This window comes from Planctomycetia bacterium (assembly GCA_015200345.1).
Classification (GTDB): Bacteria; Planctomycetota; Phycisphaerae; order UBA1845; family UTPLA1; genus PLA3.
The window spans coordinates 3,591,476-3,615,460 of record CP054187.1; the positions used below are offsets into that span (position 1 = coordinate 3,591,476).

A 23,985-nucleotide genomic window follows, 5' to 3' on the forward strand; every position below is an offset into this window, starting at 1 on the left:
AATCGGCGCGCCGGTGTGGAATCGCCGCCGCGAGGTGATCGCGCGATCAGGGCGACGGCGTCAAGCGGGCGGGCGCTCGTGAGGTGAGCGCGTCAAGCGAGGCACGGGCCTGCCCGTCGGAGGGGTCGATCGCGAGAGCGGCCTGGTAGTGAGCGATGGCGTCATCGAGCCGGCCTTGCCGTTCGGCGATCCATCCGAGTCCGCGATGGGCGGGAGCGTAGTCGGGCTTGGTATGGAGGGCGGCGGTGTAATGTGTTTCAGCATCTTCGATTCGATTCTGGCGGGCGCGGGTGTTGGCAAGATTGAAATGCGCCCGCGCGAGGAGCCGGCGCGGGGTTCGGGGCGTGGCGGCGGTGAGGGCCCGTTCGAATTCGGCGGCTGCGCCGGTGAGATCGTTCAGGTCCGTCAGGGCATTGCCTAGCTGGATGGACGATTCGATTTCGTGAGGCGCGGCGGCTTGGGCACGGCGGTACAGCGCGATCGCGTCCTGTATACGACCGGCGTCGTGCAGCAGTCGGCCGAGGTTGTAGAGGGCGTCGGCATGGTTGGGATCGAGCCGGAGGGCGGTCTCGAAGGCGCGGCGGGCGTCATCGTCGCGGCCGGCGAGGCTCAAGGCGTTGCCGAGGTTGTTGAAGGCGCGGGCGTTGGTGGGTTGTTTGACGGTGACGTTGGTCCACATGGTGATGGGGTCGCGGTAATCGCGATTGCGCAGGAAGGTAAGCGTCATCAGGCAAGCCGTGGCGAGCATGACGAGCGGGATGCGGGCGCGTCGCCATGGATGGCGCATCGCGCGATGAACGGCGACGACGACGATGGCGATGATCGGCGCGAGCGGCAGGTACATGCGGTGCTCGAAGATCACGTCCTTGATGGGAATGAAGCTGGATGTCGGCGCCAGCAGGATAAAGAACGCCAGCAAGGCAAAGCCGAGCGCGTGGCGGCGCAGCGCTGTGATGGCGGCCGTTCCCAGCAATGCGAGAATGACCAGTCCCTGGGGGACGAATTGCATCGGCGTGCGCGCAACCGGCCAGTCGTAATCGAGGCAGAGCGGATGCGGCCAGAGCGTGAGCCGAAGGTAGTGAAGAATGACGCCGGCCTGGGTTTTGAGATAGTCAAGTGGCGAAATGCCTTTGAAGGCGAAGCCGGTCGCGGCATACGGGTCGGCTCCGACGGCCGCGGCGAACGTGCCGCCTGCCAAGGGGACGATCCACGCTGCGGCGATCAACAGATGGACGGGCCAGCGATGAATGGCGCTCGTTCCCTGGCGAGGCGCGATCACGATCCAATCAAAAAGGAAGAGGATGATCGGCATGACCAGGGCGGTTTGCTTGGTGGCCATGCCCAAGGCGCAAGCGCCTGCGGCGACGCTGGCCCAGCCGAACCGGCTCCGGGTCGCACGGCGTGGGCTGTTACGCTCGGCGGCGGTGGCGGCGCGGTGAAAGGCGTAGAGGGCAACCAGACAGAACAGTGCGGCGAGCGATTCGGTCCGTTGCACGATGTAGGTGACTGCCTGGGTCTGGAGCGGATGCACGAGCCAGAAGAGGGCAATGACCAGTGCGAGGGATGACGCACTCGCGGTCTGGAGTGCCGGGTCCGGTGGTAGGTCCGAGCGAAGCATCGAGAAGACGCGACGCAGGATAGCAAACAGCGTCAGACCCGCCAGGAGATGGATGACGAAGTTGACGACGTGGTAGCCGATCGGTTCGAGGCCGCCGACGGCGTAGTTGAGGGCGAACGAAAGGGAGGCCACCGGCCGCGTGTTGTTGTCAAAAAAACGCGACCAGGGGCGCAACGAAGTGATCGTTTCATTCTGCGTGATTTCTGCGGCATCGTCGAAGAGGAAGGCGCCTCCAAAGCCGGGCAGATAGGCGATCATCGCTGCCGTGGCCAGGATCAGGCAGGCGACGGGAACAGGGATGCGAGCCGGTGCGGGGTCGCGTGCCGACTCGTCCGAAACCGGCGCCGCGGCGCGGTGAGGCTGCGGATTCGTATGTGAGTTGGGCGAGCGTCGGCGTGCGCGTCGAGCCATGATGGCGCGTACGATACCGCGGGAATCGGGCGGCAGCACGCCGGCGCATGGTCCGAATGGGACGCCGTCGGCTCGGAACCAAGGCGGTAGAATGGTCGATAGAAAGACCAGAGAAAGACCGGGGCAGCCGACCCGCGCCGGGACGGAGACCTCGCGACCATGCCATGATTTCATCGCCGCAGCCAGCTTCTGATTGTGCCTTGCTGCCCGACTCCGTTCGGAAGCAGACATACGTCATCATCGCGGCATACAACGAGGCGTCGGCGATCGAGGGCGTCGCGCGCGGCGTGCTGGAATACGTCGATCACGTCGTCGTGGTCGACGATGGGTCCAGGGATGCGACCTTTGAAGCGGCCGGCCGCGTCACGCCCCATGTGTTGCGTCACGCGATAAATCGGGGCCAGGGCGCGGCGCTTCAAACGGGCATCGACTACGCTCTGCGCCGCGGCGCGGAATACCTCGTCACGTTCGACGCCGACGGCCAGCACCAGGCCGAGGACCTCCCCGCGATGATCGGTCCGATCGCGGCTGGCGAGTGCGACATTACGCTGGGTTCGCGGTTTCTGGGCGAGGCGGAAAACGTTCCGATGACGCGGCGATGGATGTTGCGTCTGGGCGTTGTGTTTACATGGTTGACGAGCGGCAAGCGTCTGACCGACACGCACAACGGGTTTCGCGCGTTTTCGCGCCGCGCGGCCGAGCGGATACACATCACGCTTGACGGCATGGCGCACGCCAGCGAGCTGCTGGATCAGGTGGCGTCGAGTGGTCTGCCGTTCCGTGAGGTGCCGGTACGGATTCGCTACACGGAATACTCGCTTGCAAAGGGACAATCGTCGCGCGGGGCGCTGCGCATTGTGATGCAATATCTGCTTGGAAGGGTGATTCGATGAATTACTTTCAACTGGTCGTGCTGGCGGTCCTGGCGGGGTTGCTGGCAGTGAACATTGTCTGCGTCGTGCGCGGCTGGACGACGAAACGCGCAAGCCTGCTTTGGGCTTCGCTGTGCGTGCTGGCGGGCGTCGCGACGGCCTGGCCCGCGTCGACGGGGTGGGTGGCGCAGCGTTTGGGAATCGGGCGTGGCGCGGACCTTGTTTTCTATTGCGCCGTGGTGGTAATGATGATCGGCTTTTGGATGGTCTATCTGCGTCTGCGCCATCTGGGGCGCGAGATGACGCAACTGGTGCGGCACCTGGCGATTGTGGAGGCGGAGCGCCGGACGACGCGCGGGCCGGATGTCAGTTGACGCAGCTGCCCGTGAGCAGGCAGTTGACGAACGCCGTCAGATCGCTGGACGAGAGCGTATTGTTCCCGTCGAAATCGGCGGCGCAGGCGCTGGGGGAGCCGGGCGCGCTGGGGTTCAGCCATTCTTCGACGTAGCCGCTGATGTCGCCGCCGTTGCGAAGGGTGTCGAAGTTCATGTCACCCTTCAGGACACCGGCGCAAAGATTCTGGCACGCGTCGGCGATGCTGTCGCCGTTGCCGTCGGAGCAGTCGGTCGGGTAACCCTTCCAGGAGGCATTGGGAATCTGACCGCACTCCGCCTGGGTGATGAACAGGCAGAAATTGTTCGCCAGACAGCACGCTGCGTTCGGCTGTGGGCAACTGACGTTCTGGCAAAGCGAATTGTTGCCTTGCCAGATGCCGCCGAGGTTCTCGCATTCACTGGGAGACGTGCCGTCGACGCAGACGCCGTCGGGCCGGCAGCAGGCGCCATCGGGGAAACAGATCGTCGTCGCGCAGGTCGTGCCGAGACCCTGTGGGAAGCCGCCGGCTCCATTGCAATTCGAGAGCGACAGATCAACACAGCCCGACGGCTGGAAACAACAGGCCTGGTTGCAGGCGCTGGTCGTGCAGGTGCTGTTCGGGCCTTTCCACAGGCCGCCCTGCTGCTGGCACTGGCTAAGAGTCAGGTTCGGGACGCAATTGCCATTCGGAACGCAGCACGCGCCGGGCGTGTCGGTGCAATCGACGACCGCTCGGATGATAAAATCGCCGCTGACGCCAAGGAAACAGGAGTTAAACCATGCGCTCGGTGGAATCGCGAAGATTCCGTTCTTCTGCGGCTGGCACCCGGAGCCGACGTCGGTGCAGACGCTGGGGCCGTTGGTCGGGCTGGGGTTGTTCGCGAACTGGAAGCTCACGACGAACCGCTGGCCATTGGTAACGGGAATGCTGATCGGGATGGTCTGTTGTTCGTCAATGTATCGAAACTCATTGATGGCGTTGTCGGTCATCACGGGTCCTTCGAGCGTCAACAGGACCGGGCCGGGCGTCGGGAAGGTGCCGTCGGCATGGATGGTAATGTTCTCTTCGAGGCTCTGACCGGTGGTGCCCGATACCGATCGCCAGAGGATCTGAACGGCGACGATGTTGCCGCCGCAGGGCGAGGTGAGCCATGCGGCCGCGCGTTCGTTCGCGACAAAACCCGCCTGCACGTTGACGTTTCCCGGCGGGTCAAAACTGTCGTTGCGGACGACGACTTCGTTCGCGTGGGTCGTTTGAAGAGCAAGCGCCAGCAGGATGGTGCCAGCGCATCCGAACGGAAACCCGGACTTGGATTGCATTCTCGTCACCCTCACCCTCACGAGCTTGTTTCAAAACACGGCTGCACGGCTGCACGGCTGCCACACACGGCTGCCACGATCCAGCCGATTACTCAATTGTTACAGAACGGCGGCGTGAAATCAATGGTTTTGACCATTGGAATCCCGCTGAACCGCTTGCGGGGCTGTGTGTTATCACGAATCAACAAGCGGCGGGTATACACGGACCCCGAACCATGCGTCAGAGCCGCGAACGGAGTTGCTTGAGAAACCCAATCAGAACAGGTCGAGGGAGCACAGGCAGACCGTAGGCGTTGGAATCGTCGCGAGCGATTTCATCGAGGGCGATCAGGGCGGCGTTCTTGTGCTTAGCGAGCTGGGCGGCGAATTCGTCGGCTTGTTCGAGCTTGCCGGCGCTCATGGCGTCGACAAAACGAACAATGAGCAGGGCGACTTCTTTGGAGGTGACCGCGCTGTTGGAGGCGGACGGTCCGGATCCGGCCGGGAAGGATCGTTGCGTACCAGTCGACGCAGGATTGCCCGTGCGCGTCGAGGGTTTGCCGCTGGATTCTCCGGGAATGCTTCGTTCGTGAAGCAACCGGCGTTGAAAGGCGGCGTCTTCCAATGCGGCCTTTTTGCGGCGTTGCTCTTCGGCATCGTCAATCGGCGCGAGATCGAGTTCGTCATCCTCGGTCACGGGCCGCGGGATGTAATTGACGCCCTGGCAGTGCGGGCATTTGCCCATTTTTCCGGCGGCTTCATCCGGCGCCTTGATCAAGTGGTTGCAATGCGTGCAGTGGATTTCAATGGGCATGGGCAGTGACCTGCCTTCAGGCGTTGTCCGGCCCCGCGCCGCGAGCGGGTGCTCCCCGCGAAGCGCCCTCGCGCGACTCCCTGGCCCGCCAGATTAATCGTATCGGGACTTCCTCGAAGGGTAAAGCTTCGCGAATGCGCTTTTCCACGAATCGGCGGTACTGCTCCTTGATCAGCGCCGTGTTGTTCACAAACAAGACGATGGTCGGCGGCGCCACCGAGATTTGCGTCGCGTAGTACAGCTTCGGTTGCCCGCCGTGCTTGCCGGCCATCGGCTGCTGCGCGGCGACGGCCTCTTCGATGACGCGATTGAGCTGGCCGGTCGTGACGCGCTGCCGCGCCTGATTGAAAAGCGACTGCGCAAGTTCGATGGTCGATCGAATGTTGCGGCCGGCGACGGCAGTCGTGAAGGCGATGGGGGCGTAAGCCAGGTGGGGCATCGTCTTGGAGAGATACTCGCCGTAGGCTTCGGCGTCGGCGCGGCCCTTGGCGAGGTCCCACTTGTTGATGACCAGCACGCAGGGTTTGAACTCCTCGACAATGTAACCGGCGAGTTTCTTGTCCACGTCGCTGATGGGAACGGTGGCGTCAATGAGAAAGAGCGCGACGTCGCTTCGTCGGATCGAGGCGAGGGCGCGGCTGTAGCCGTAGAATTCGACATCCGTCTTGTGCTTGCCTTTCTTCATCAGCCCGGCGGTGTCGATGGCGAGGAACTCGCGGCCATCGAGGTTGACGCGCACGTCGATGCTGTCGCGCGTGGTGCCGGGGACTTCGGAGACGATGACCCGCTCCTCGCCGGCCAGGGCGTTGATGAAGGTGCTTTTGCCGACGTTCCGCCGCCCGACGAGACAGAGCTTCATCACCGGGTCGGGGGCTTTGTCCGGCGCGAGATCGCCGACGCGCTCAAGGATCAGCTCCATGAGTTCGCGGCGATGGCGCGCGTGCAGCGCCGAGACGCAGAACGGTTCGCCGAAGCCCAGCGCGATGAAATGCCCGGCGAGATGTTCGATCGCCTCGGTGTCGGCCTTGTTGGCCACGAGTTGTACGGGCGTCTTGACGCCGCGCAGCAGCCGGGCGACTTCCAAATCCAGCGGGGTGATCTCGGCGCGGATGTCGACGACGAACAGAATGAGCGCCGCGCCGTCGATGGCGAAGCGAATTTGCTGTTCGACGTGTTCGGTGAGATTGTCCTGATCTTCGATTCCGTAGCCGCCGGTGTCGATCAGCTCGAAATAGCGGTCATCCAGATCGCAGACGGCCGAGACGCGATCGCGCGTGACGCCGGGCGTGGGATCGACAATGCTGACTCGGCGACGCGCCAGCAGGTTCAGCAGCGAGCTTTTGCCGACGTTCGGCCGGCCGACAATGGCAACCACAGGCAATGACATGCCGGGATTGTAAGGGCGATGCGCGTTAAACGGGGGGTTCCCCTCGCGAACGCTTAAGGACGCGGCATGGGCGCGCTGGTCGGCGTAGGCGAGCCGACGGTGCGGAGCCGGGCCAGCCGCTCGGCCGCTTCGGCGTGGTCCGGTTGCAGCCGAAGGACCGATTGCAGTTCGGCGGCTGCGTCGGCAGCGCGGCCCAGGCCCTCCAGCAACAGCGCGCGATTGAACCGGGCGACGACGTAATCGGGATTGATTTGAATGGCCCGGTCGAGGCATTTCAGGGCGTCGGCGTCGTTACCGAGCGCCGCCAGGACGGTGGCGAGATCGTTGCAGGCCTCGGCGTGGTCGGGCTTCACGGCGATGGTACGGCGAAAGAACTCGCCGGCAACGGTCAGGTTGTTCATGAAAAAGTTGGCACGGCCGATGCCGTAGAGCGTTTCGGCGGATTGGGGTTGCAACTCGAGCGCGCGGGTGTACGACGTCAGCGCGTCAGCGTATCGGCCTGCGGCTTCGTAGGCGGCGCCGATGCGGCGAAGGCAGGTCGGGAAATCAGGGCGGGCTTCGAGAACGGATTGATAATGCGGAACGGCGTCAGCCGGGCGATTAAGAGCCATGAGTGCGTCAGCGAGGCCGAAGTGGGCTTTGAGATGGCGGGGATTGATTTCCAGCGCGCGCTGGTAGTAAGGAATGGCCTCTGCGGGGCGGCGGGCGATCGACAAGATATCGCCATAGTTTGTGTGAGAGGATGGGAGGTCGGGGCGGGCGTCGAGCACGCGGCGCGCGTGATCGAGTGCGGTGGCGGTATCGCCCCGTTCGGCGAGCGTTTTGGCGAGATTGCCGTGGGCCATCCAGCAGTCGGGGTTGTGCGCGAGGGTGTGTCGCCAGAGCGTTTCGATGTCGCGATAGATTCGCGCTTGGCGAAAGGTGAGCGTGCCGAGCGTGGTGAGAATGGCGATTACAGCGAGGCTAAGCGTACTCACGTTCGCTCGGTCCTGGTCCTGGCGGCGAGAGAAGATTCGCGGAATCGCAGCGGCGATGAGCGTGAGCGGTCCGATCGCGGCGAGGTACTGAAAGTGGTCGGCGACGAAGGAGAATCGCATCGGGTAGACGTTGAAGAAGCCCAGCGCGGGGAAGAGCGTGCCACCGAAGAAGAGCGCGGCGGTGAGAGGGCCGCGACCGATCCGATGGCGCAGCACGAACAGCGTGGCAATGAGCGCGACGGCGGCCACGGGGAATGCGTACTGCCACCATTGCGAATCATCAATCGTCCAGCGCGGGTAGATGAACACGAGCGGATGAGGCCAGAGGAGCTTGGCGAGGTAGAACCAGCATGCGCGGCCGGCGATGAGGAAGCGATCGGCGATGGAAAAGTTCCAATCCGCGCCTTCGGCGCCGACTTCGGACCGTTCCATCCAGGCGGTGAGCGCGGCCGCAGCGATGGCGAGGGCGAACATCGGCAGCGTCGGGAGGACTTGTCGGCGCGTGAGTCTGCCCGTCTTCCACCATGCGATCAGGAGAATCGCGGCTGGGAGGGAGGCGGTGACGGTCTTGCTAAGCAGCGCGCAGACGAAGAGCGCCAGCGCGAGGAGGTACGTTTTTCTCCCGGTCGCTCTGCTTGCTGTTGCGGTTTGCGGGGGGCTTGGTGGCGTCCCTACATCGAGATCGCCGCGACGTTGCATCCATCGGATGTAAACGATCGCCGCGGTGAGATAGAAGAATGCCGACAAGACGTTCTTTCGTTCGGTGACCCATGCCACCGATTCGACACTGATCGGGTGAAGGGCGAAGAGCGTCGCTGCCAGCCACGCGCCGCGCAAGTGCAATCGACGCAGGAGCTGCCAGAGAACGACTGCGTTAGCCGCGTGGAGCAGGATGTTGACGGCGTGATAACCGATCGGGTTCAGTCGATAGAGGCGGTATTCGATCCAGAACGATGTATGCACGAGCGGGTAGTATTGGGGCGTGGCGCCGAGGTCGAACCAGATACGGTTCAAACCGTCCTGCGTTCGGAGGACCGGGTTCTGCGTGACGTAATGATCGTCGTCCCAGATGAAGCCCGCGGAGATGGCGGGCAGATACGCGACGAACACGAGCGCGACGAGCAACGGCCCGGCAAACCAGGGGCTGGGTGCGAGGGGGGGCGCCGTATCGTGCTTCGCCATGCCGGAATTGTCGCCGAAAAACGAGCCTACTGCGCGGTGGGCAGTCGGAGATCGGCGGAGTTGAAGAGGGCTTCGAAGGCGTAGCCCGCGTTGCGGATGTTGTCGGCCGCGCCTTGGCCGCGATCGACGACGGCGACGATCTTTTCGACGGTCGCTCCGGCGGCGGCGAGGTCGCGCGCGGCTTCAAGCACTTGCCCGCCGGTCGTGGCGATGTCTTCAACAAGCAGGACCACGTCGCCGGGATTGAGCCGGCCCTCGTGGGTCTTGCCGGTGCCGTAATCTTTCTTCGCGTTGCGCAGGATGACGAAGGGTTTGTTGGAGGCCAAGGACGCGGCGGCTGCCAGGGCGACGCCGCCCAGCTCCGCGCCGGCGAACAGGGTCGTTTTCGGCGTCGCCTTCTGCGCGAACAATCGGCCCAGCTCGGCGAGGATGTCGGGCTGGGTTTCGAAGAGGTACTTGTCCACGTAGAAACTGGACTTCTTGCCGGATCGCAGGGTGAATTCGCCTTCGAGGTAAGCGACGGCCCGGATTCGTTCCGCGAGTTCTTGTTTGGTCATGGTTGGCTCCAGCCATTGCAAGGGGGGGCGGTGGTTGCGACTCGTCCTGGCGGGTCTACACGTTGATTTGCGGCTTTCGTCGCGCGATGTCGGCGAACTTTTTCTTTAATGGGGCGATGACCTTTTTGAGGAATTCATCGACCTGCATCGGGGCGAGGCCGACGTGCCGCGCGGGATCGAGGATCGAATCCAGCCGAACACCCGAAAACGCCCGGTCGCCGCTGATGCGTTTCAGGAGATCGTTGGGTCGACCGTGTTGTTTGACCTCCAACCCCGCGGCGTGGGAATGGAGGCGGAGCTTTTCGTGCAAGGCCTGTCGGTCGCCGCCCTTGGCGGCCGCGGCGAGGAGGATTTCCTCGGTGGCGATGAAGGGCAGCTCGGCCTCGACGCGCGCGGCGATGACCTTTGGATTCACAACGAGGCCGGCCGCGACGCGCGCGACGATCTGAAGCATGCCGTCGGTCGCGAGAAAGGCTTCGGGAATCAGCAGTCGCTTGTTGCTGGAATCGTCGAGGGTGCGCTCGAGCCATTGCTCGGCGGCGTTCAGATAGGCGGACTGTGCAAGGCTGATGACGAAACGTGCCAGACCTGTGGCACGCTCGCAGAGCATGGGGTTGCGTTTGTAGGGCATGGCCGAGCTGCCGATCTGGTCCGACTCGAACGGCTCTTCCATTTCCTTCAGCCCGGCGAGGAGGCGCAGGTCGTTGGCGAATTTGTGGACGCCCGCGGCGATGTTCGCCAGGGTGGAGATGACCTGCGCGTCGAGCTTGCGCGAGTAGGTCTGGCCGGTGACCGGCTCGCAGCCATCAAAGAGCAGTTTCTGTGCGACGAGTTGTTCGAGCCGGCGGACCTTCGCGGCGTTGCCCTTGAACAGCCCGAGGAATCCCGCTTGCGTGCCGGTCGCGCCGCGGATGCCGCGAAAGGGCATGCCATGCCGCAGCCGTTCGACCTCGTTCAGATCGCGGACGAAATCCCAGCACCACAGGCAGATGCGTTTGCCGACGGTCGTGAGCTGCGCGGGTTGAAAATGCGTGTAGCCCAGACACGGCAGCGCGCGGTGTCGCGCCGCCTGTTCCGCGAAGCGGTCGATGATTTCGAGCAACCAGCTTCGGATGAGGCGCAGCCCCTGGCGCATGATGATCAGGTCGGCGTTGTCGACGATGTCCATGCTCGTGGCGCCGAGGTGCAGGATGCCGCGAGCGGCCGGGGACTGATCGCCGAAAGCGTGCAGATGGGCCATCACGTCGTGGCGCAGGCGCTGTTCGTGTTTGGCCGCGGCGTCGAAATCGACGTCGTCCATCACGGCGCGAAGCGCGCGAATCTGCTTCTCGGTGATCGGCAGTCCGAGTTCGCGCTGCGCCTCGGCCAGGGCGATCCAGATTTGCCGCCAGGTGCGGACGCGATGCAAGGGCGAGAAGAGCGCGATCATCTCGGCCGAGGCGTTGCGCGCGACCAGCGGGCTTTGATAGACGTCGCCGCTCGACGGCGACCGGTCGCGTTGACGACGCTTTGCCTTCATGGGGTGCGGGGTTTCAGACCCAGGAGCTTGTGGAGGTAGGCGTGGTATTGTTTCTCGAATCCGTCGATGTCCTCGGTGAGGTAGGCGCGAAAGATGGCCTCGCCGGTGGACATGCGGGCGTCGGTGTCGGCGGCGAGGTAGGCGCGGGCCTTGCGATCCATGTCTTCGGTGCCCAGTTCGTTCAGAAGTTGTCGGAACGCATCGCGATAGAGGTTGTCCTGTGAATCGCGCATCAGGAAGAGCACGAGTGACCACTCCTGCGCGTAATAATTCTGCACGTGGGTGGAACTTTGCTGGACCGCGATGCCCGCGTTGGTGGAGAGAATCTCGCGAAGCGGAATGAGCGTTTGCGCGATCAGCGCTTCGCGCAAGGCCGGAATCCGAAGTGTGTTCTTTTCGGGCTTGAACAGGGCACGATTGGCGGCGTCCACGTCGAACGATTCGAAGTAACAGGCAAGCCCCTCGTTCAGCCAGGCGGGGATGTTCTTGCCGCGCGTGACTTCGAGGTATTGATGCAGGCCTTCGTGGGCCAGGATGGACAGGCTGGCACGCTGGGAGGAGTAATGCGAGATCGTGACGCCGCGTTCTGAAAACCCGCCGGAGCGAATTTTTTTGTAAGTCGGGGCGCGGGGGCCGGTGAACTCCTCGGTGAAGCGCTCCCACTGCCAGCGCGTGCCGAAGAAATAAGTGGGCAGCGGCTGTTCGAGGCTGTGCCGGGTGGGGATCATCTCCTCGTAGGCGTCCCAGCAGGATTCCAGGAAGGTCGGCAGGGCGTTGACGAAACGCTCGTTTTTGCAAGTTGTATAAACAACATAGTGTGACGACGTCAGTTTCTTGCCCGGCGTGCCTCGGTAGGTCCAATCCTCGGTCTTGAAGACCACCGGCTGGGGCGGGGCCAGCTGCGAACACGCTGTACCCAGCAGCGGCGCGACGAGCAGGCAGGATCGCGCGATGAAGCGAAGGCGCATGACAAAGAAATGAATCGCTCGGGTCGCTTCCATGCGGACGTATGCTAGAAGACGCGCGGCTCGGCTGCAAGCGCGTGTCGCATCATCGCGGCGACTGGGCGCGACCGCACCCTCGACGGCGCTGGATGACGCTCCTATCATCAACGGACCAGTTGAGGGGAGACCATTCATCCGATACAGGGGCGATTTTCATGATGCAGAAATCCGATTCATCGGTAGAGAAAGTGATCATCATCGGATCCGGACCCGCGGGCTGGACGGCGGCGATCTACGCAGCGCGAGCCAATCTGTCGCCGCTTGTGTTCGCCGGTCGGCCCAAGAGCACGCCGTCGCTGACGCTGCCGGGCGGGCAGTTGATGCTCACGACCGAGGTGGAGAATTATCCGGGATTTCCCGAAGGCATCATGGGCCCGGCGATGATGTCCAATTTCGAGCGGCAGGCGGTTCGCTTCGGCACGCGCATCGTCACCGACGATGGGCTGAACCCGGACGTGTCCAACCCCGACGACGGCCATTCGTCGAAATACCAGGATTGCAAGGCGGTCGATTTTTCGTCGCGGCCGTTCAAGGTGATTGCCGAAGACGACACGGTCTATCGGGCGCACAGCGTGATTGTCTCGACGGGAGCGACGGCCAACTGGCTGGGGCTGAAAAACGAGTTGCGCCTGGCGCGGAGCGGCGGGGGCGTGAGCGCGTGCGCCGTGTGCGATGGCGCGATTCCGATTTTTCGCAACAAGGAGCTGGCGGTCGTGGGCGGGGGCGATTCGGCGGTGGAAGAGGCGACGTATTTGACGAAGTACGCCAGCAAAGTACACATGATCCATCGTCGCGACGCGCTTCGGGCGAGCAAGATCATGGCGAAGCGTGCCCATGAAAACCCCAAGATCGCGTTTCATTGGAACAAGACCGTCATAGACGTACTGGGCGATACGATGATCTCGGGACTTCGGCTGAAGGACACCAAGACGGGTGAGGAGAGCACGCTTCCGGTCGGCGGCTTGTTCATCGCCATCGGTCATACGCCGGCGACGGGATTTTTGAATGGGCAGCTCGAACTCGACGCGAAGGGTTATATCAAGTTGAAAGACCCGTACCGCTCCACGACGAACATCGACGGAGTTTTCGCCGCGGGCGATTGCGTGGACAGCGTCTATCGGCAGGCGGTGACCGCCGCGGGCATGGGGTGCAAGGCCGCGATCGACGCCGAGCGCTGGCTGGCGGACCAGGGCGTGCATTGAACCGGCGTTGAGGCAGTGCGTCAGAACGCCTTGATGCGGAGCTGGCCCTTCTTGGCGAGATCAAGCACCTCGCGCAGGTCGTCCATCATCTTCGTCATGCGGCGGAAGGTCAGCAGCATTTCTTCATAGAGACGGTTGTCGTTCATCATCAGGCCGACGGTGCCTTTGCCTTCGTTCATTCGGGCCAGCGCCGTATCCATGCGCGACGCCACGGACGACATCTGCTCCGCCACGGTCGTGAGCTTTTGCAGGAACGCCGTCGCCTGCGCCGCGGCCTGCTTTCCTTCGTTCGTGAAGGCGCGCAGGTCATCAGCGACCTTGACGCCGGATTCCGTCATCGTGCGGGCGTTGGCAATGGCGGCTCGAATGTTGGCCTGATTCTCGGCGTCGCCGGCGATGGATTCGATCGACTTGAGCGCCGCATCGAGCCGCTGCACGACCGTGTCGATGTTGGCGTTGACGGCCTTGGCGTCCACGTCGGAGAGCTGGCGCGATTCGAGCATTCGGGCGAGGTTCTCCGCGACGGGCTTGAGCGACGCCGCGAGATCGCCGATATCGGCGGTTGCCTTCTCAAGCGTCAGTTGCGTTTGTTTTGGAATGATCGAATCGAGCGGGTTCAGCGTTCGACCGAAGATCTCCGCCGTGCCGTCGGTCGGGAGATGACGCGTGTCATGCGGGTCCATGATAATGAGCTGGAGAACGGGTCGGCCAAAACCCATGATGTTCGACGTGACGCCCAGTTCGCAGGCCGCCGGCAGGGCGAAGTCCTTCAGGGCCGCGATCACGACGACGACGCCCTTCTCCAGCCGCTGGGGATCGACGAAGCGTACATCGACGGTCTCTCCGACGCGCTTGCCGCCAAGCGTGACGCTTTGGCCGGGTTGCACGCCGACCACGCCATCGGGAAAAACGGCGTTGACCGTGTAGGTGTCGGCGAAGAAAGATCGCCCGCCGCCGAACGCGAAAACCATCGCGGTCAGGATGAGGATTCCCGTCAGGACAAAGAATCCGACGATCACGTTGTAACCGGCTTTTTGGGTCATGGCGTTGTCCTTGCAGTCGTTCGTCAGCGGTCTGGGACCGGCCGTCAAGAGGGCGCGTCCTCGACGCACCCGGAAACTCACATGTCCAGTGCCTTCAAGTCCTGTTCATCCGCCTTGCCGTCGACGAATCGCCGAACGCGTCGGTCATCGCACGACTTGTACCACGCTGCATCGGCATCGGCGATGATCTTCCCGTGGTGCAGCATGATGATCCGGTCCGCGACCTTGTACGCGCTGGTCATGTCGTGCGTGACCACGAGGCTGGTCACGTTCAACTCACGATTGAGCTTGATGATCAGCTCGTTGATGACATCGGCACGAACCGGGTCGAGGCCGGTCGTCGGCTCGTCGTACAGCACCACCTCCGGTGACAGGGCGATTGCGCGGGCCAGGGCGACGCGTTTTTTCTGGCCGCCGGAAAGTTCGCCGGGGCGGCGATTCTGAAGGCCGTCCAGCCCGACCATTTTGAGTTTCTGCGCCACCAGTTCGTCCAGTTTCTCGGGCGTCAGGTCTTGATCGCCGTGTTGGGTAATCGGGAAGGCGACGTTTTCCGCGACGGTCATCGAGTCAAACAGCGCGCCCATCTGGAACAGGAACCCAAAGCGCTTGCGCGATTCCACCAGTTCCTGTTCGGACAGGTGGTCGATCCGGCGGCCGTGAAAATGGACTTCTCCGGCGTCGGGCCGCAGCAGGGCGACGAGGTGCTTGAGCAGGACGCTTTTGCCGGTGCCGGATTCGCCGATGACGACGGTTGTCTTGCCACGGGCGATCGCCAGGTCGACTCCGTCCAGCACGGTGAGCGCGCCGAATCGCTTGCTGACGCCTCGCAGCTCGATGATCGTCTCGGAGTGGTTCCTGGAAGTAGTGGTCATCGACGCGTCACGTCAAATCAGCGGGCGGAAGCCCCACAGCTTGATGCTGATGGCCTGGAGAATCTCGGCCAGCACATAGTCCAATGCAAGAATCGCCACGAACGACGCGACGAACGCTTCGGTGCAGGCGCGGCCGACGCCCTCGGCGCCGGGGCGGCAGTTGAATCCCTTGTAACAACTGATCAGCCCCAGAGCGGAGCCGAAGAAAAAGCCCTTGAGCGTACCACTGAAGATATCGTAGTTGTCGACGGCGGCCGCGGTGTTTTCCCAGTAGGGTCCGCTGTCCACGCCGCGCTGGATGACGGAGATGAACCAGCCGCCGATGGAGCCGGTCAGGTCGGCGTACAGCGTGAGAATCGGCGCGAGCAGGAAACACGCCAGGACGCGCGGCGCAACGAGGTATCGAATCGGGTTGACGCCCATGCTGCGCAGCGCGTCGATCTGCTCGGTGACGTTCATCGTGCCCAACTCGGCTGTCAGCGCGCCGCCGATGCGTCCCGCCAGCATGATGCCGGCCAGCACGGGACCCAGCTCGCGCACGACGGAGAGGTTCACGACCGAACCCATGCGGTCTTCCAGCCCGGCGGCCATGAACTGCTCGATGGCCTGCACGGCGAGCACCATTCCCACAAATGCGCCGGTGATGAGCACGACGGGCAGCGAGCGATAGCCGACCTCGTACATCTGGGGGATGAGCAGGTTCCATTGCTGGCGGTCGAACAGGCCGCGGAACATCCAGCCGAAGGCGCGCGCGGAAAAGACGGTGAAATCGCCGAGGTTCTCGGCGATCTGAATGAATCGAACGAGGGATCGTCGGCTGACGGATGGTGCGGCGTTGGACACGGGCTGGATGCTCCCTCATCAGGCCCGCAGAGCAGGCGGACCGCTTTCTAACCGGGTTATTACCGGGCTGTCAATTGCAGGGCAATTTAACGCCAAGTGTATTACACGGGAAGGGTTAGGGCGCTGCGTTCATTCAATCGAATCGATCAGCCGAGCCCGGCAACCCGGGCTGCCTCATCGTTGAAACCGACGATCAACGTGTCGCCGGAGACCATCGCGGGGGCGCGGAGGTTTCCCGTGGGGCCGAGCAGGGCGGCGAGCAGTTCCTCGCGAGGCGGGGGCTTGGTCATGTCGAACGTCAGGAGGTTCTTCCCTTTTGCGACGACGATTTTCTTCGCGGCGCGCGCCAGGCGCAGCGCGTCCGCAGGACCGAGCCGCTCCTTGCGGGCGTCGAGCTGCTTTGCGGGCGTGAGTTTTTTCTTCGCAAGGAACCCTTGCGATTTCGCGCAGCCCGTTCAGTTCGCGCGGTGGTAATACCAGTCGACGGCTTGTTTGGACATCGATCTACCCTCCGAAATGACGTGGCGGGCGGCGCCCACCCTGCAAGCACGCATAGCGGTGGTTCGCGCAGGGCGTACAATGGCCGCCATGTTTGACTTTGTTGATTTACCCGACCGCGTCCGAATCGGCAAGGGCGTGTACATCGCCCCGACGGCGTACGTCGGCGGCGAGGTCACGATCGGCGATCAATCGACCGTGATGCACCACGTGGTGATTCGCGGCGATGTTTCGGCGATCACGGTCGGCCGCCGTGTGAACGTGCAGGACGGCACGGTGCTGCATACCAATCGCGGCGTGCCGATGGACATCGAGGACGAAGTCAGCATCGGCCATCGCGCCGTGGTGCATTGCCGACGGGTGGGCGCGGGGACGCTGATCGGCATCGGCGCGATCGTGCTGGACGATTGTGAGATCGGGCGCGGCTGTTTGATAGCGGCCGGTGCGTTGCTTCCACCGCGGACAATCATTCCCGACGGCAAGGTCGTGATGGGCGCGCCGGGGCGCGTGGTGCGCGATTTGAAGGACGAAGAGAAGCTGTACCTGCGCGAGGTGATAGAGAGCTACGTTCATCTCGGACGATTGCACGGAAGCGGGATGTATCCCAATCGCGCGCAGCCGTGAAATTGGCGGCGCTGCGGCGACGCATGTAGATTGTTCACGTGAATCCGCCCGTAACCCTGGTCATCCCCGGTCGAAACTGCGCGGGCACGCTGCGGCCCTGCCTGGAGGCGGTGGCGCGAATCGCGGCGGACGGCGCGTCGGGCTTGCGCGAGGTGATTTTTGTTGATGACGGCTCGACGGACGATACGGCGCGGATCGCGCAGGAGTTCGCGGCGCGATTGGGCGGTCTTCGGATCCTGACGGGGATCGGCGGCGGACCGGGCGCCGCGCGAAATCTCGGCTGGCGCGAGGCGGTCCATCCGCTCATCTGGTTCATCGATTCGGATTGCGTGGCGGAGCCGGATGCGCTGGCGCGGTTGTTGCCGCACATGGTCGATGCACAGGTCGGGGGCGTGGGGGGCAGCTACGGGAACATGCGGCCGGATTCGCTGCTGGCATGCTTGATTCACGAGGAAATTCTCGCGCGGCACCGGTCGATGGCGACGGAAGTCAACTTTCTGGGCGGGTTCAACGTATTGTATCGGCGTGTGGCGCTGGAGCGCGCGGGGGGCTTCGACGAACGATATTTTAACGGGCCGGGATCACCGGGAGCCGAGGACGCCGAGCTGTCGTTTCGCGTGGCGGCGGCGGGTTACGGATTGCGGTTTGAGATTGCGTCGCGCGTGCGGCATTTTCATCCGACGAGCTTGCGACGTTACCTGCGAGCTCAACGGCATCATGGATACTGGCGCGTGTTCCTGCATTTGCGCTATCGTGATCGGGCGGCCGGCGATGATTACAGCAAGTGGACGGATCATGTTCAGCCGCCGCTGGCCCTGTTCATGATCTCGTCGACTCTCGTCTATGCTGCGGCGCATCTTCCCCGGTGGCTTGAGTTGGTCGCTGGCTCGTCGGTCGCCAGGTCGGGAAGTCTTTCAGACGCGATACGGCTGATCGGTCCTGCGGCGGGCGGGGTGGTTGCGGTCTTCGCATTGCTGTTGGTCGTCGTTCAGATTCCTCTGACGCTGCGATTGCTCCGGCAAAGCGGGAAGTGGACGTACTTGGCGTTCGCTCCGTTGGGGTTCATCCGGGCGATGTGGCGGGCGGTGGGCATGGTTCAGGGGATGCTGGCTTATCCGTTTCGCGGTCCGCGCCGCGCGGGAGGTGGCGCGCGATGATGCACGCGTCGCTTCTGTTCTGGATGGCGCTGGCGCTGCCGGGTTACGCAGTCGTTCGGCGCTGGGATCCCGAGGCGACTCGCAGCGGCCTGCTTGGGACCGTCGGATTGTCGTATCTCGCTTCGTTCGCGATTCTGACCGTGATCGTGATTCCGTTGTACATCGTTCGCGCGCCGCTGGGCGTCTTCAGCGGGGCAATCGTTCTGCTGGTCGCGGCATCGATTTTGGACCTGTCGCGGCGGGGCGGCTGGAAAGAGGGCTGGCTTCTGCTGAAGGAGGCGCGCGGGGTCCCGCTTGTGCTGGTGCTGCCGGCGCTCGTCCTCGATCTTCGCAATGGCGGGTTCCTCGGCGGCGATGCGGTGATTCACCTCTCGCGGATTCGCCACCTGATCGATCACGGATTGTCCAACCGTGACCCGTTTGTGGTGGGCGACTACTTTTTCCCGGTTTATCACACGAACATCGTGCATGCGCTGTATGCGTCGGCATCGCAGTTGACCGGTGTGCCGCATCTGGAAGTCTGGGTCGCGAGCAGCGCGTGGGCGAAGCTGTTGATTATTACCGGTGTCTATTACCTGGCGTGGGTGATTTTCTCGAATCAAACCTGTGCCTGGCTCGCGGCCCTGTTCTGTCTCGTCGCGCGCGCGCCGGTAACCTTCGCGATGTATCCCAACCAGCTCGCTCCGTACTGGCTGCTGCCGATGACGATCGCGCTGGCCATCCGAGCGAGCGGATCGACCGTTCGAGGTCGAGACGCGATCGGGCTTGGCGCGACGGTCCTGGTCATCGGCTCGATGCACGGGCTTTACGCGGCGTTCGCGGTCATGGCGGCCGGGCCGATCCTGGCGTGGTCGATGGTACGGCACATGATGCGCCGCTCCGGCCGCGCAGGTGCGACGGCGGTCTGCCTGCTCGCGTTGACGATCGGCCTGCCGTTCGGGCTGGTTTCCAAACTCAAGACGGCGACGGTGCAGGAAAAAATCAAAGTGTATGACCTCACGCCGGAGCCGTCGGGCGACTATGTGCAAACGGCCGGCGGCGGATGGGCGCGGAGGATTGAGACGCTGCCGTCGTTCCTAGGCGGATCGTTGGTCGGATCGGCGGTGCTTCTGGCATCGGTCGGCATGGCGATTTTTTCCGGGCGAGCGATCGGCGTGCGGGCCGTGCAGGCGTTGTCCGTACCGGTGATCGCGACGGTGATGCTGTTTGTGCCGCCGCTCTGCACACTGCTGATGCGCGTGTTCGGGGAGGAGTGGGTGGTCTCGCGGTATGAGATCGTCACATCGCTGGCTTTTTATGTGCTCGTGCCGGGTGGTGTGGCGATGGCGTTGATGCGCTGGCGCAGCGGTGTGTTGATGCGGGCGGGGCTTTGCACGGCGGCTCTCGTGGGCGCGTGGTGTCAAACGACGTATGAAGCGCCGTGGACGTGGAGCGATGCGGTGCGGACGGCGATGAAACCTGCGGCGGAGCGCGAGCAAGTCCTGCGGGAGCTGATGGAGGTCGGCGAACTGGTCCGGCGTCACGTTCCGCGCGGGGCGGTTGTGTTAAGCGAGCCGATGGCGTGCCTGTGGTTCACGATGTCGGCCGACTGCCGGATCATCGCCTCGCCCAGCGCGTCCAACGGCGTGCCGGAACTCGACAGACGTCTGAAAGACATGCACGACCTGCTGCAACCGGGGACGGACTGGCAGCGCCGGCGCGAATTGCTTCGGCAGTACAACGTTCAGTATTTCGTGCCGACGGCCGGGGTGAACGCCGACTGGGTCCGGCCGCACATCGCAGCCATCACGCAGACCGGCGAGCTGACGTTCATTCGGCTGAAACGCTAAGTGGTGCCGCAAGGTCCATTCACGTGTGGCGCAGGCGTCTCGCCTGTGATTCACCGGCGGGACGCCGGACCACCCCCCGATGAATCATTTTGCGGCTCTGCTTAGGAACGCGGCGAGACGTCGGGGGCCGATTCCGCCGAATGGTGCGCGGTGCGATACTCCTCGAATCGGCGGCCCATCAATCCCGCGAGGATGCCCAGCCCGTAGGCGATATGCCGATAGCCGGTGACGCGCATATGTTTACCGGCCACGAGACCCACCGCCGCTTGCACCGTGCCGATCCCGAGCCACGCCAGTGCTTTGCAGAAGAGAATCGCATGCGTTCGCAGTGTTCGGCCGTCCAGATCGCGCGCGACGAGCACGCCGGCGTTTCCCGTGCGATACATGCGGCGAACGAGCCAGCGGGCGTTGGTGCGCTCGGGCGTGATGAACTCCAGCACCTCGGCCTTGGCGGCCCAGACGATCTTACAGCCGGCGCGATGCAGGCGCGTGAAGAACTCGCTGTCGCTGCCGCCGATGAGACCAAAGTGCTCGCCGAAGCGGTGGCCCCCCTCGCGGCAAGGCGACGCCCGCCAGAGGACGCTGCCGCCGAAGGCGTAGTCGAGCACCGCGCCGTCCGGGTGTGAACGCGGCTCGAAGAATCGGCCGCGGACCACCCATGCCGGAGGAGAATGCTCGAACCGCGGATGAACCGGTCCTGCAACGATATCGGCGGCGTGGTCTCGCTGGATGCGGAGCAGCTCGTCGAGCCATGTTGGTGCGGGCTGCTCGTCGTCGTCGATGAGTGCCAGGAAGTCGACGTCCGGGTCGGTTGCCAGCGCCAGCGTGATGGCTGCGTTGCGCGCGGGAGAGATGCCTCGACGGGACTCGATTCCGTAGTGAATCGGCCATCGAAGCAGCGGGCGCAGGGCATCGCACGTTGCGCGAGCCGATCCATCCGCATCGTTATCGATCACGACCAGCCTCACGCTCGGCGGTGCGTCCTGAAACACTTGCTGGTTGAGCGCGAGGAGCAGCCGTCGCAATCCATCCGGCCGGCGGCAGGTGGTGATCATCACGGCGACGGTGGGCGTCATGCGAACGAATCGTACGCGCGCGGGCCGAGCTTTGGTAGGGTGCGCAGCGGGGGTTATCATCGGCACAATGAGCAGTGGCGAGTCGAGCGACATCCCCGAGGCATCGGTCGTGATCCCGACGTTCAATCGCTGCGCGGTGCTGGAGCGGTGCCTGGCGGCTCTGGCGAGGCAAACGCGCGCGAATTTCGAGGTGATCGTGGTAGACGACGGCTCAACGGATGACACCGTCGCGATGCTGGAGCGGCTGCGCGCGGCGCATCCGGGGCTGCGACTGCGATGGTTCGTGAACGAGTCCAATCGAGGAGCCAACGCAAGCCGCAATCGCGGTACGGAGGCCGCGCAGGGGTCGATCGTCGCGTTTCTGGACAGCGATTGCGTGGCCGAGCCGGATTGGCTGGAGCGGCTGCTGGAGGGGTTCTCGCACGAGCGAGTTGCCGCCGTCACCGGGCTGGTGCTGGACTTGCCTCCGACTAATGTCTATGAACTGGCGTTCAAGGGGACCAATCGCGTGCACGGGCGCGGCGCGGCGAGCCGGCTGGTGGGGGGGAACATGGCGGTTCGTCGCGCGCTGCTGCGGCGCATCAACTGGGACGAGGATCGTCGATTCCAGGCGATGGAGCGCGCGGGGGTGCCGGACGTGACGAACTCCGGGGGCTGCGACGAAGAGGGGATTTATCTGATCCTGAAATGGGCGGGTTATGAACAGCGCGTGGTGCCCGCGGCGCGGGTGCTGCACGAACACACGTATGATCGCCGGGCATTTTATCGACAGGCGTATTACGGCGGCGGCTCGGCGGCGCACCTCGTGTGGAAGTATCGCCTTTGGCATCGCCTGGATATCGTGCCATTGATCGTCGCGTACCTGCTGCTGCTCGGCACGGCGGCGTTGCCGCGCCTCGCGGGGGGGGCGGGAGCGATTCTGGCGGTTTGGTTGGCGGCGGTGAGTTACAACGAAATCGCGCGCAAGAACAAGACGTTGATTGAAACCCTTCGTTCGCTTCCATGGGTCATCGCGTATTATCACGTTCGCGCGCTGGGCTATGCGCGCGAGACCGTGCGCCTCTGGACCGGGCGGAGACGGATCGCGCGCATCCGAAGAGCCGATGCCGTGAAACAACTTAACGAGGAAAGGCCGCCCCATGGCTGACGCCGTGTATGACTCGATTGTCGCCATGTTGAACGCGGCGGGCGTGCCGTATCGGGCTGTGCATCACGAACCGACGTATACGTCGGAGGAGTCGGCTCGGGCGCGTGGTGAGGACGTGCGCCTCGGCGGCAAGGCGTTGCTCGTGAAGGCGGGTGATGTCTTTCGCCTGTTTGTGTTGAGCGCGGCGCTGAAGCTCGATGCCGACGCGCTCAAGCGGCGCTTCGGCGTCAGGAAAACGCGCTTTGCCACCGCGGAGGAGTTGAAGGAGCTGACCGGTCTCGTGCCTGGTTCGGTGCCGCCGTTCGGCCGACCGATTCTGCCGTTCGATTTGTTCATTGACGAGTCGATCACACGCAACGAGAAGATCGCGTTCAACGCGGGCAGCCTGACTGACAGTTTGATTCTCGCGACGGCGGATTACCTGCGCGTGGCTGGCGGAGAAGTGTTCGCGTTCGGTCGAGAGGCGTGAAACAAGTTTTACAGTTTTCGAAATGCGTCCAGCGCGCGATCGAGATGCTCGCGTTCGTGCGCGGCGGAGATTTGCACGCGAAGGCGGGCCGTCCCCTCCGGTACGACGGGATATCCGAAGCCGATGACGAAAACGCCCAGTTCCAACAGGCGCTGACTGGCAGCGATGGCCTTGGCGGTCGGTCCGAGGATGATCGGCGTGATGGCGCTGGGGCTGTTGATCGCTTCAAAGCCGAGCTTGGCGAGTCCCTCGCGCAGATAAGCAACATTGGCGCGAAGCTTGTTGAGGCGTGATGCGTCGCGCGTCAGGATGTCGATGGCGGCTTGCGCCGCGGCGGCCGACGCGGGCGGCAACCCGTTGGAGAAGATCTGCGGCCGGCTCTTTTGCAGCATCAGTTCAACCAGGTTTGATCGCGAGGCGACGTAGCCCCCGGCCGCGCCGCCCAATGCCTTGCCGAGCGTGCCGGTCATGACGTCGATCTTGCCGAGCAGGCCGTAATGTTCGGCGACGCCCTTGCCGGTCGGTCCGCAGACGCCGACGCCGTGCGAGTCATCCACGATGAGCAGCGCGCCGTGTTCGGCGCAGAGCCGGTGAATGACATCGAGTTTGGCGATATCGCCTTCCATCGAAAAGACACCGTCGGTGACCACGAGCTTGAGCGGTGTATCGGCGTGTTCTTTCAGGGCGGCTTCCAGCCCGGCGACGTCGGAATGTTTATAGACTGCTGACTTTGATGCCTTGTTGATCTGCCGGCCGAGGCGAATCGCGTCGATGATGCTCGCGTGGTTGAGTTCGTCGCTGATGGCCACCACGCGGTCGCCGCCGATGGCCATCAGCGTGGCGATGGCTGCTTCGTTGGCATTCCAGCAGGAGACGTAGGTCGTGGCGGCATCGGTGCCGGAGAGGGCTGCAATGCGCTGTTCGAGCGTGCGATGATAATCAAACGTGCCGCAGATGAATCGCACCGAGCCGGTGCCTGCGCCCCAGCGTCGCGTCGCCTGTTCGGCCGCGGCGACGACTTCAGGATGGTTCGCCAGGCCGAGGTAGTCGTTGGAACAGAGAACGACGACTTCGCCGAGGCCGTCGATTCGCGAGATCGCGCCCATCGGCGCGAGCAGATTGCGAAACGTCTTGAACTGGCCGGCCGCGCGGAGCGTGCCCAAGTCGGCGTCGATGGCGTTCCAGAAGGGGGTCGTGCTCATGGCTGGAC

At 63.7% G+C, this 23,985-nt stretch carries 22 protein-coding genes; 8 read left to right on the forward strand and 14 right to left on the reverse strand.

Annotation, left to right across the window (positions count from 1 at the left end; genetic code table 11):
- Window positions 1-46 precede the first annotated feature (46 nt).
- On the reverse strand, window positions 47-2,029 hold the full coding sequence (locus HRU71_14650; protein ID QOJ04650.1) for a tetratricopeptide repeat protein: 1,983 nt from the start codon (window positions 2,027-2,029) through the stop codon (window positions 47-49).
- Between the two features lie 200 nt (window positions 2,030-2,229).
- Between HRU71_14650 and HRU71_14655 the strand changes: the two genes are divergently transcribed.
- Window positions 2,230-2,922: a glycosyltransferase family 2 protein gene (locus tag HRU71_14655; GenBank protein QOJ04651.1), complete on the forward strand. Its 693-nt coding sequence runs from the start codon at window positions 2,230-2,232 to the stop codon at window positions 2,920-2,922.
- Window positions 2,919-3,275: a DUF2304 domain-containing protein gene (locus HRU71_14660; protein QOJ04652.1), complete on the forward strand. Its 357-nt coding sequence runs from the start codon at window positions 2,919-2,921 to the stop codon at window positions 3,273-3,275. Before HRU71_14655 ends, HRU71_14660 begins: the two co-directional genes overlap by 4 nt.
- Here the strand turns inward: HRU71_14660 and HRU71_14665 are convergent.
- The 7 genes from HRU71_14665 to HRU71_14695 all read right to left on the reverse strand — a co-directional run bounded on the left by HRU71_14665 (window position 3,268) and on the right by HRU71_14695 (window position 12,012).
- Window positions 3,268-4,596, reverse strand: a complete 1,329-nt coding sequence (locus HRU71_14665) for a hypothetical protein (GenBank protein QOJ04653.1) — start codon at window positions 4,594-4,596, stop codon at window positions 3,268-3,270. The two genes, HRU71_14660 and HRU71_14665, sit on opposite strands and share 8 nt — an antisense overlap.
- A 220-nt stretch (window positions 4,597-4,816) precedes the next feature.
- Window positions 4,817-5,389, reverse strand: coding sequence for a hypothetical protein (locus tag HRU71_14670; GenBank protein ID QOJ04654.1), 573 nt, complete (start codon window positions 5,387-5,389; stop codon window positions 4,817-4,819).
- A 16-nt stretch (window positions 5,390-5,405) separates the two neighbouring features.
- Entirely contained in the window at window positions 5,406-6,776 is a 1,371-nt protein-coding gene (gene der, locus HRU71_14675; protein QOJ04655.1) for a ribosome biogenesis GTPase Der, read from the reverse strand.
- A gap of 53 nt (window positions 6,777-6,829) precedes the next feature.
- A complete protein-coding gene (locus HRU71_14680; protein ID QOJ04656.1) occupies window positions 6,830-8,935 on the reverse strand; it encodes a tetratricopeptide repeat protein in 2,106 nt (701 codons plus the stop codon).
- A 26-nt stretch (window positions 8,936-8,961) separates the two neighbouring features.
- The gene (pyrE, locus tag HRU71_14685; protein ID QOJ04657.1) at window positions 8,962-9,492 is read right to left on the reverse strand and encodes an orotate phosphoribosyltransferase; all 531 of its coding nucleotides are present in this window, start codon (window positions 9,490-9,492) and stop codon (window positions 8,962-8,964) included.
- A 55-nt stretch (window positions 9,493-9,547) separates the two neighbouring features.
- A complete protein-coding gene (locus tag HRU71_14690) occupies window positions 9,548-11,011 on the reverse strand; it encodes an adenylosuccinate lyase (protein ID QOJ04658.1) in 1,464 nt (487 codons plus the stop codon).
- Window positions 11,008-12,012, reverse strand: a complete 1,005-nt coding sequence (locus tag HRU71_14695) for a DUF1570 domain-containing protein (protein ID QOJ04659.1) — start codon at window positions 12,010-12,012, stop codon at window positions 11,008-11,010. The genes HRU71_14690 and HRU71_14695 overlap by 4 nt, the downstream gene beginning before the upstream one ends.
- A 161-nt stretch (window positions 12,013-12,173) precedes the next feature.
- On the opposite strand from HRU71_14695, the gene HRU71_14700 reads away from it, so the two are divergent.
- Window positions 12,174-13,217: a thioredoxin-disulfide reductase gene (locus HRU71_14700; protein QOJ05031.1), complete on the forward strand. Its 1,044-nt coding sequence runs from the start codon at window positions 12,174-12,176 to the stop codon at window positions 13,215-13,217.
- Window positions 13,218-13,237: 20 nt separating this feature from the next.
- Here the strand turns inward: HRU71_14700 and HRU71_14705 are convergent, their stop codons facing one another.
- The 4 genes from HRU71_14705 to HRU71_14720 form a co-directional block, all read right to left on the reverse strand.
- Window positions 13,238-14,260, reverse strand: a complete 1,023-nt coding sequence (locus HRU71_14705) for a hypothetical protein (protein ID QOJ04660.1) — start codon at window positions 14,258-14,260, stop codon at window positions 13,238-13,240.
- Window positions 14,261-14,337: 77 nt separating this feature from the next.
- Entirely contained in the window at window positions 14,338-15,132 is a 795-nt protein-coding gene (locus HRU71_14710) for an ABC transporter ATP-binding protein (protein QOJ04661.1), read from the reverse strand.
- Window positions 15,133-15,144: 12 nt separating this feature from the next.
- Window positions 15,145-15,867 carry an ABC transporter permease gene (locus tag HRU71_14715; protein ID QOJ05032.1) on the reverse strand — a complete coding sequence of 241 codons (723 nt, stop codon included), beginning with the start codon at window positions 15,865-15,867 and terminating at the stop codon, window positions 15,145-15,147.
- 254 nt (window positions 15,868-16,121) lie between these two features.
- Window positions 16,122-16,265, reverse strand: a complete 144-nt coding sequence (locus tag HRU71_14720; GenBank protein ID QOJ04662.1) for a hypothetical protein — start codon at window positions 16,263-16,265, stop codon at window positions 16,122-16,124.
- A 298-nt stretch (window positions 16,266-16,563) separates the two neighbouring features.
- Here HRU71_14720 and HRU71_14725 point away from each other — a divergent pair, with 298 nt between their 5' ends.
- From HRU71_14725 to HRU71_14735, 3 genes are read left to right on the forward strand one after another with little or no spacing between them, the layout of a single operon-like run.
- Window positions 16,564-17,097, forward strand: coding sequence for a gamma carbonic anhydrase family protein (locus HRU71_14725; GenBank protein ID QOJ04663.1), 534 nt, complete (start codon window positions 16,564-16,566; stop codon window positions 17,095-17,097).
- Between the two features lie 38 nt (window positions 17,098-17,135).
- The gene (locus HRU71_14730) at window positions 17,136-18,254 is read left to right on the forward strand and encodes a glycosyltransferase (GenBank protein QOJ04664.1); all 1,119 of its coding nucleotides are present in this window, start codon (window positions 17,136-17,138) and stop codon (window positions 18,252-18,254) included.
- On the forward strand, window positions 18,251-20,083 hold the full coding sequence (locus HRU71_14735; GenBank protein ID QOJ04665.1) for a hypothetical protein: 1,833 nt from the start codon (window positions 18,251-18,253) through the stop codon (window positions 20,081-20,083). Before HRU71_14730 ends, HRU71_14735 begins: the two co-directional genes overlap by 4 nt.
- 101 nt (window positions 20,084-20,184) lie before the next feature.
- On the opposite strand, the gene HRU71_14740 is transcribed toward HRU71_14735, so the two are convergent.
- Window positions 20,185-21,159 carry a glycosyltransferase family 2 protein gene (locus tag HRU71_14740; protein QOJ04666.1) on the reverse strand — a complete coding sequence of 325 codons (975 nt, stop codon included), beginning with the start codon at window positions 21,157-21,159 and terminating at the stop codon, window positions 20,185-20,187.
- Between HRU71_14740 and HRU71_14745 the strand changes: the two genes are divergently transcribed.
- The gene (locus tag HRU71_14745; GenBank protein QOJ04667.1) at window positions 21,158-22,306 is read left to right on the forward strand and encodes a glycosyltransferase family 2 protein; all 1,149 of its coding nucleotides are present in this window, start codon (window positions 21,158-21,160) and stop codon (window positions 22,304-22,306) included. The two genes, HRU71_14740 and HRU71_14745, sit on opposite strands and share 2 nt — an antisense overlap.
- Window positions 22,299-22,775, forward strand: coding sequence for a hypothetical protein (locus HRU71_14750; protein QOJ04668.1), 477 nt, complete (start codon window positions 22,299-22,301; stop codon window positions 22,773-22,775). The genes HRU71_14745 and HRU71_14750 overlap by 8 nt, the downstream gene beginning before the upstream one ends.
- An 8-nt stretch (window positions 22,776-22,783) precedes the next feature.
- Here the strand turns inward: HRU71_14750 and HRU71_14755 are convergent, their stop codons facing one another.
- Complete coding sequence (locus HRU71_14755) at window positions 22,784-23,977, reverse strand: aminotransferase class I/II-fold pyridoxal phosphate-dependent enzyme (protein ID QOJ04669.1); 1,194 nt, start codon at window positions 23,975-23,977, stop codon at window positions 22,784-22,786.
- Window positions 23,978-23,985 lie beyond the last annotated feature (8 nt).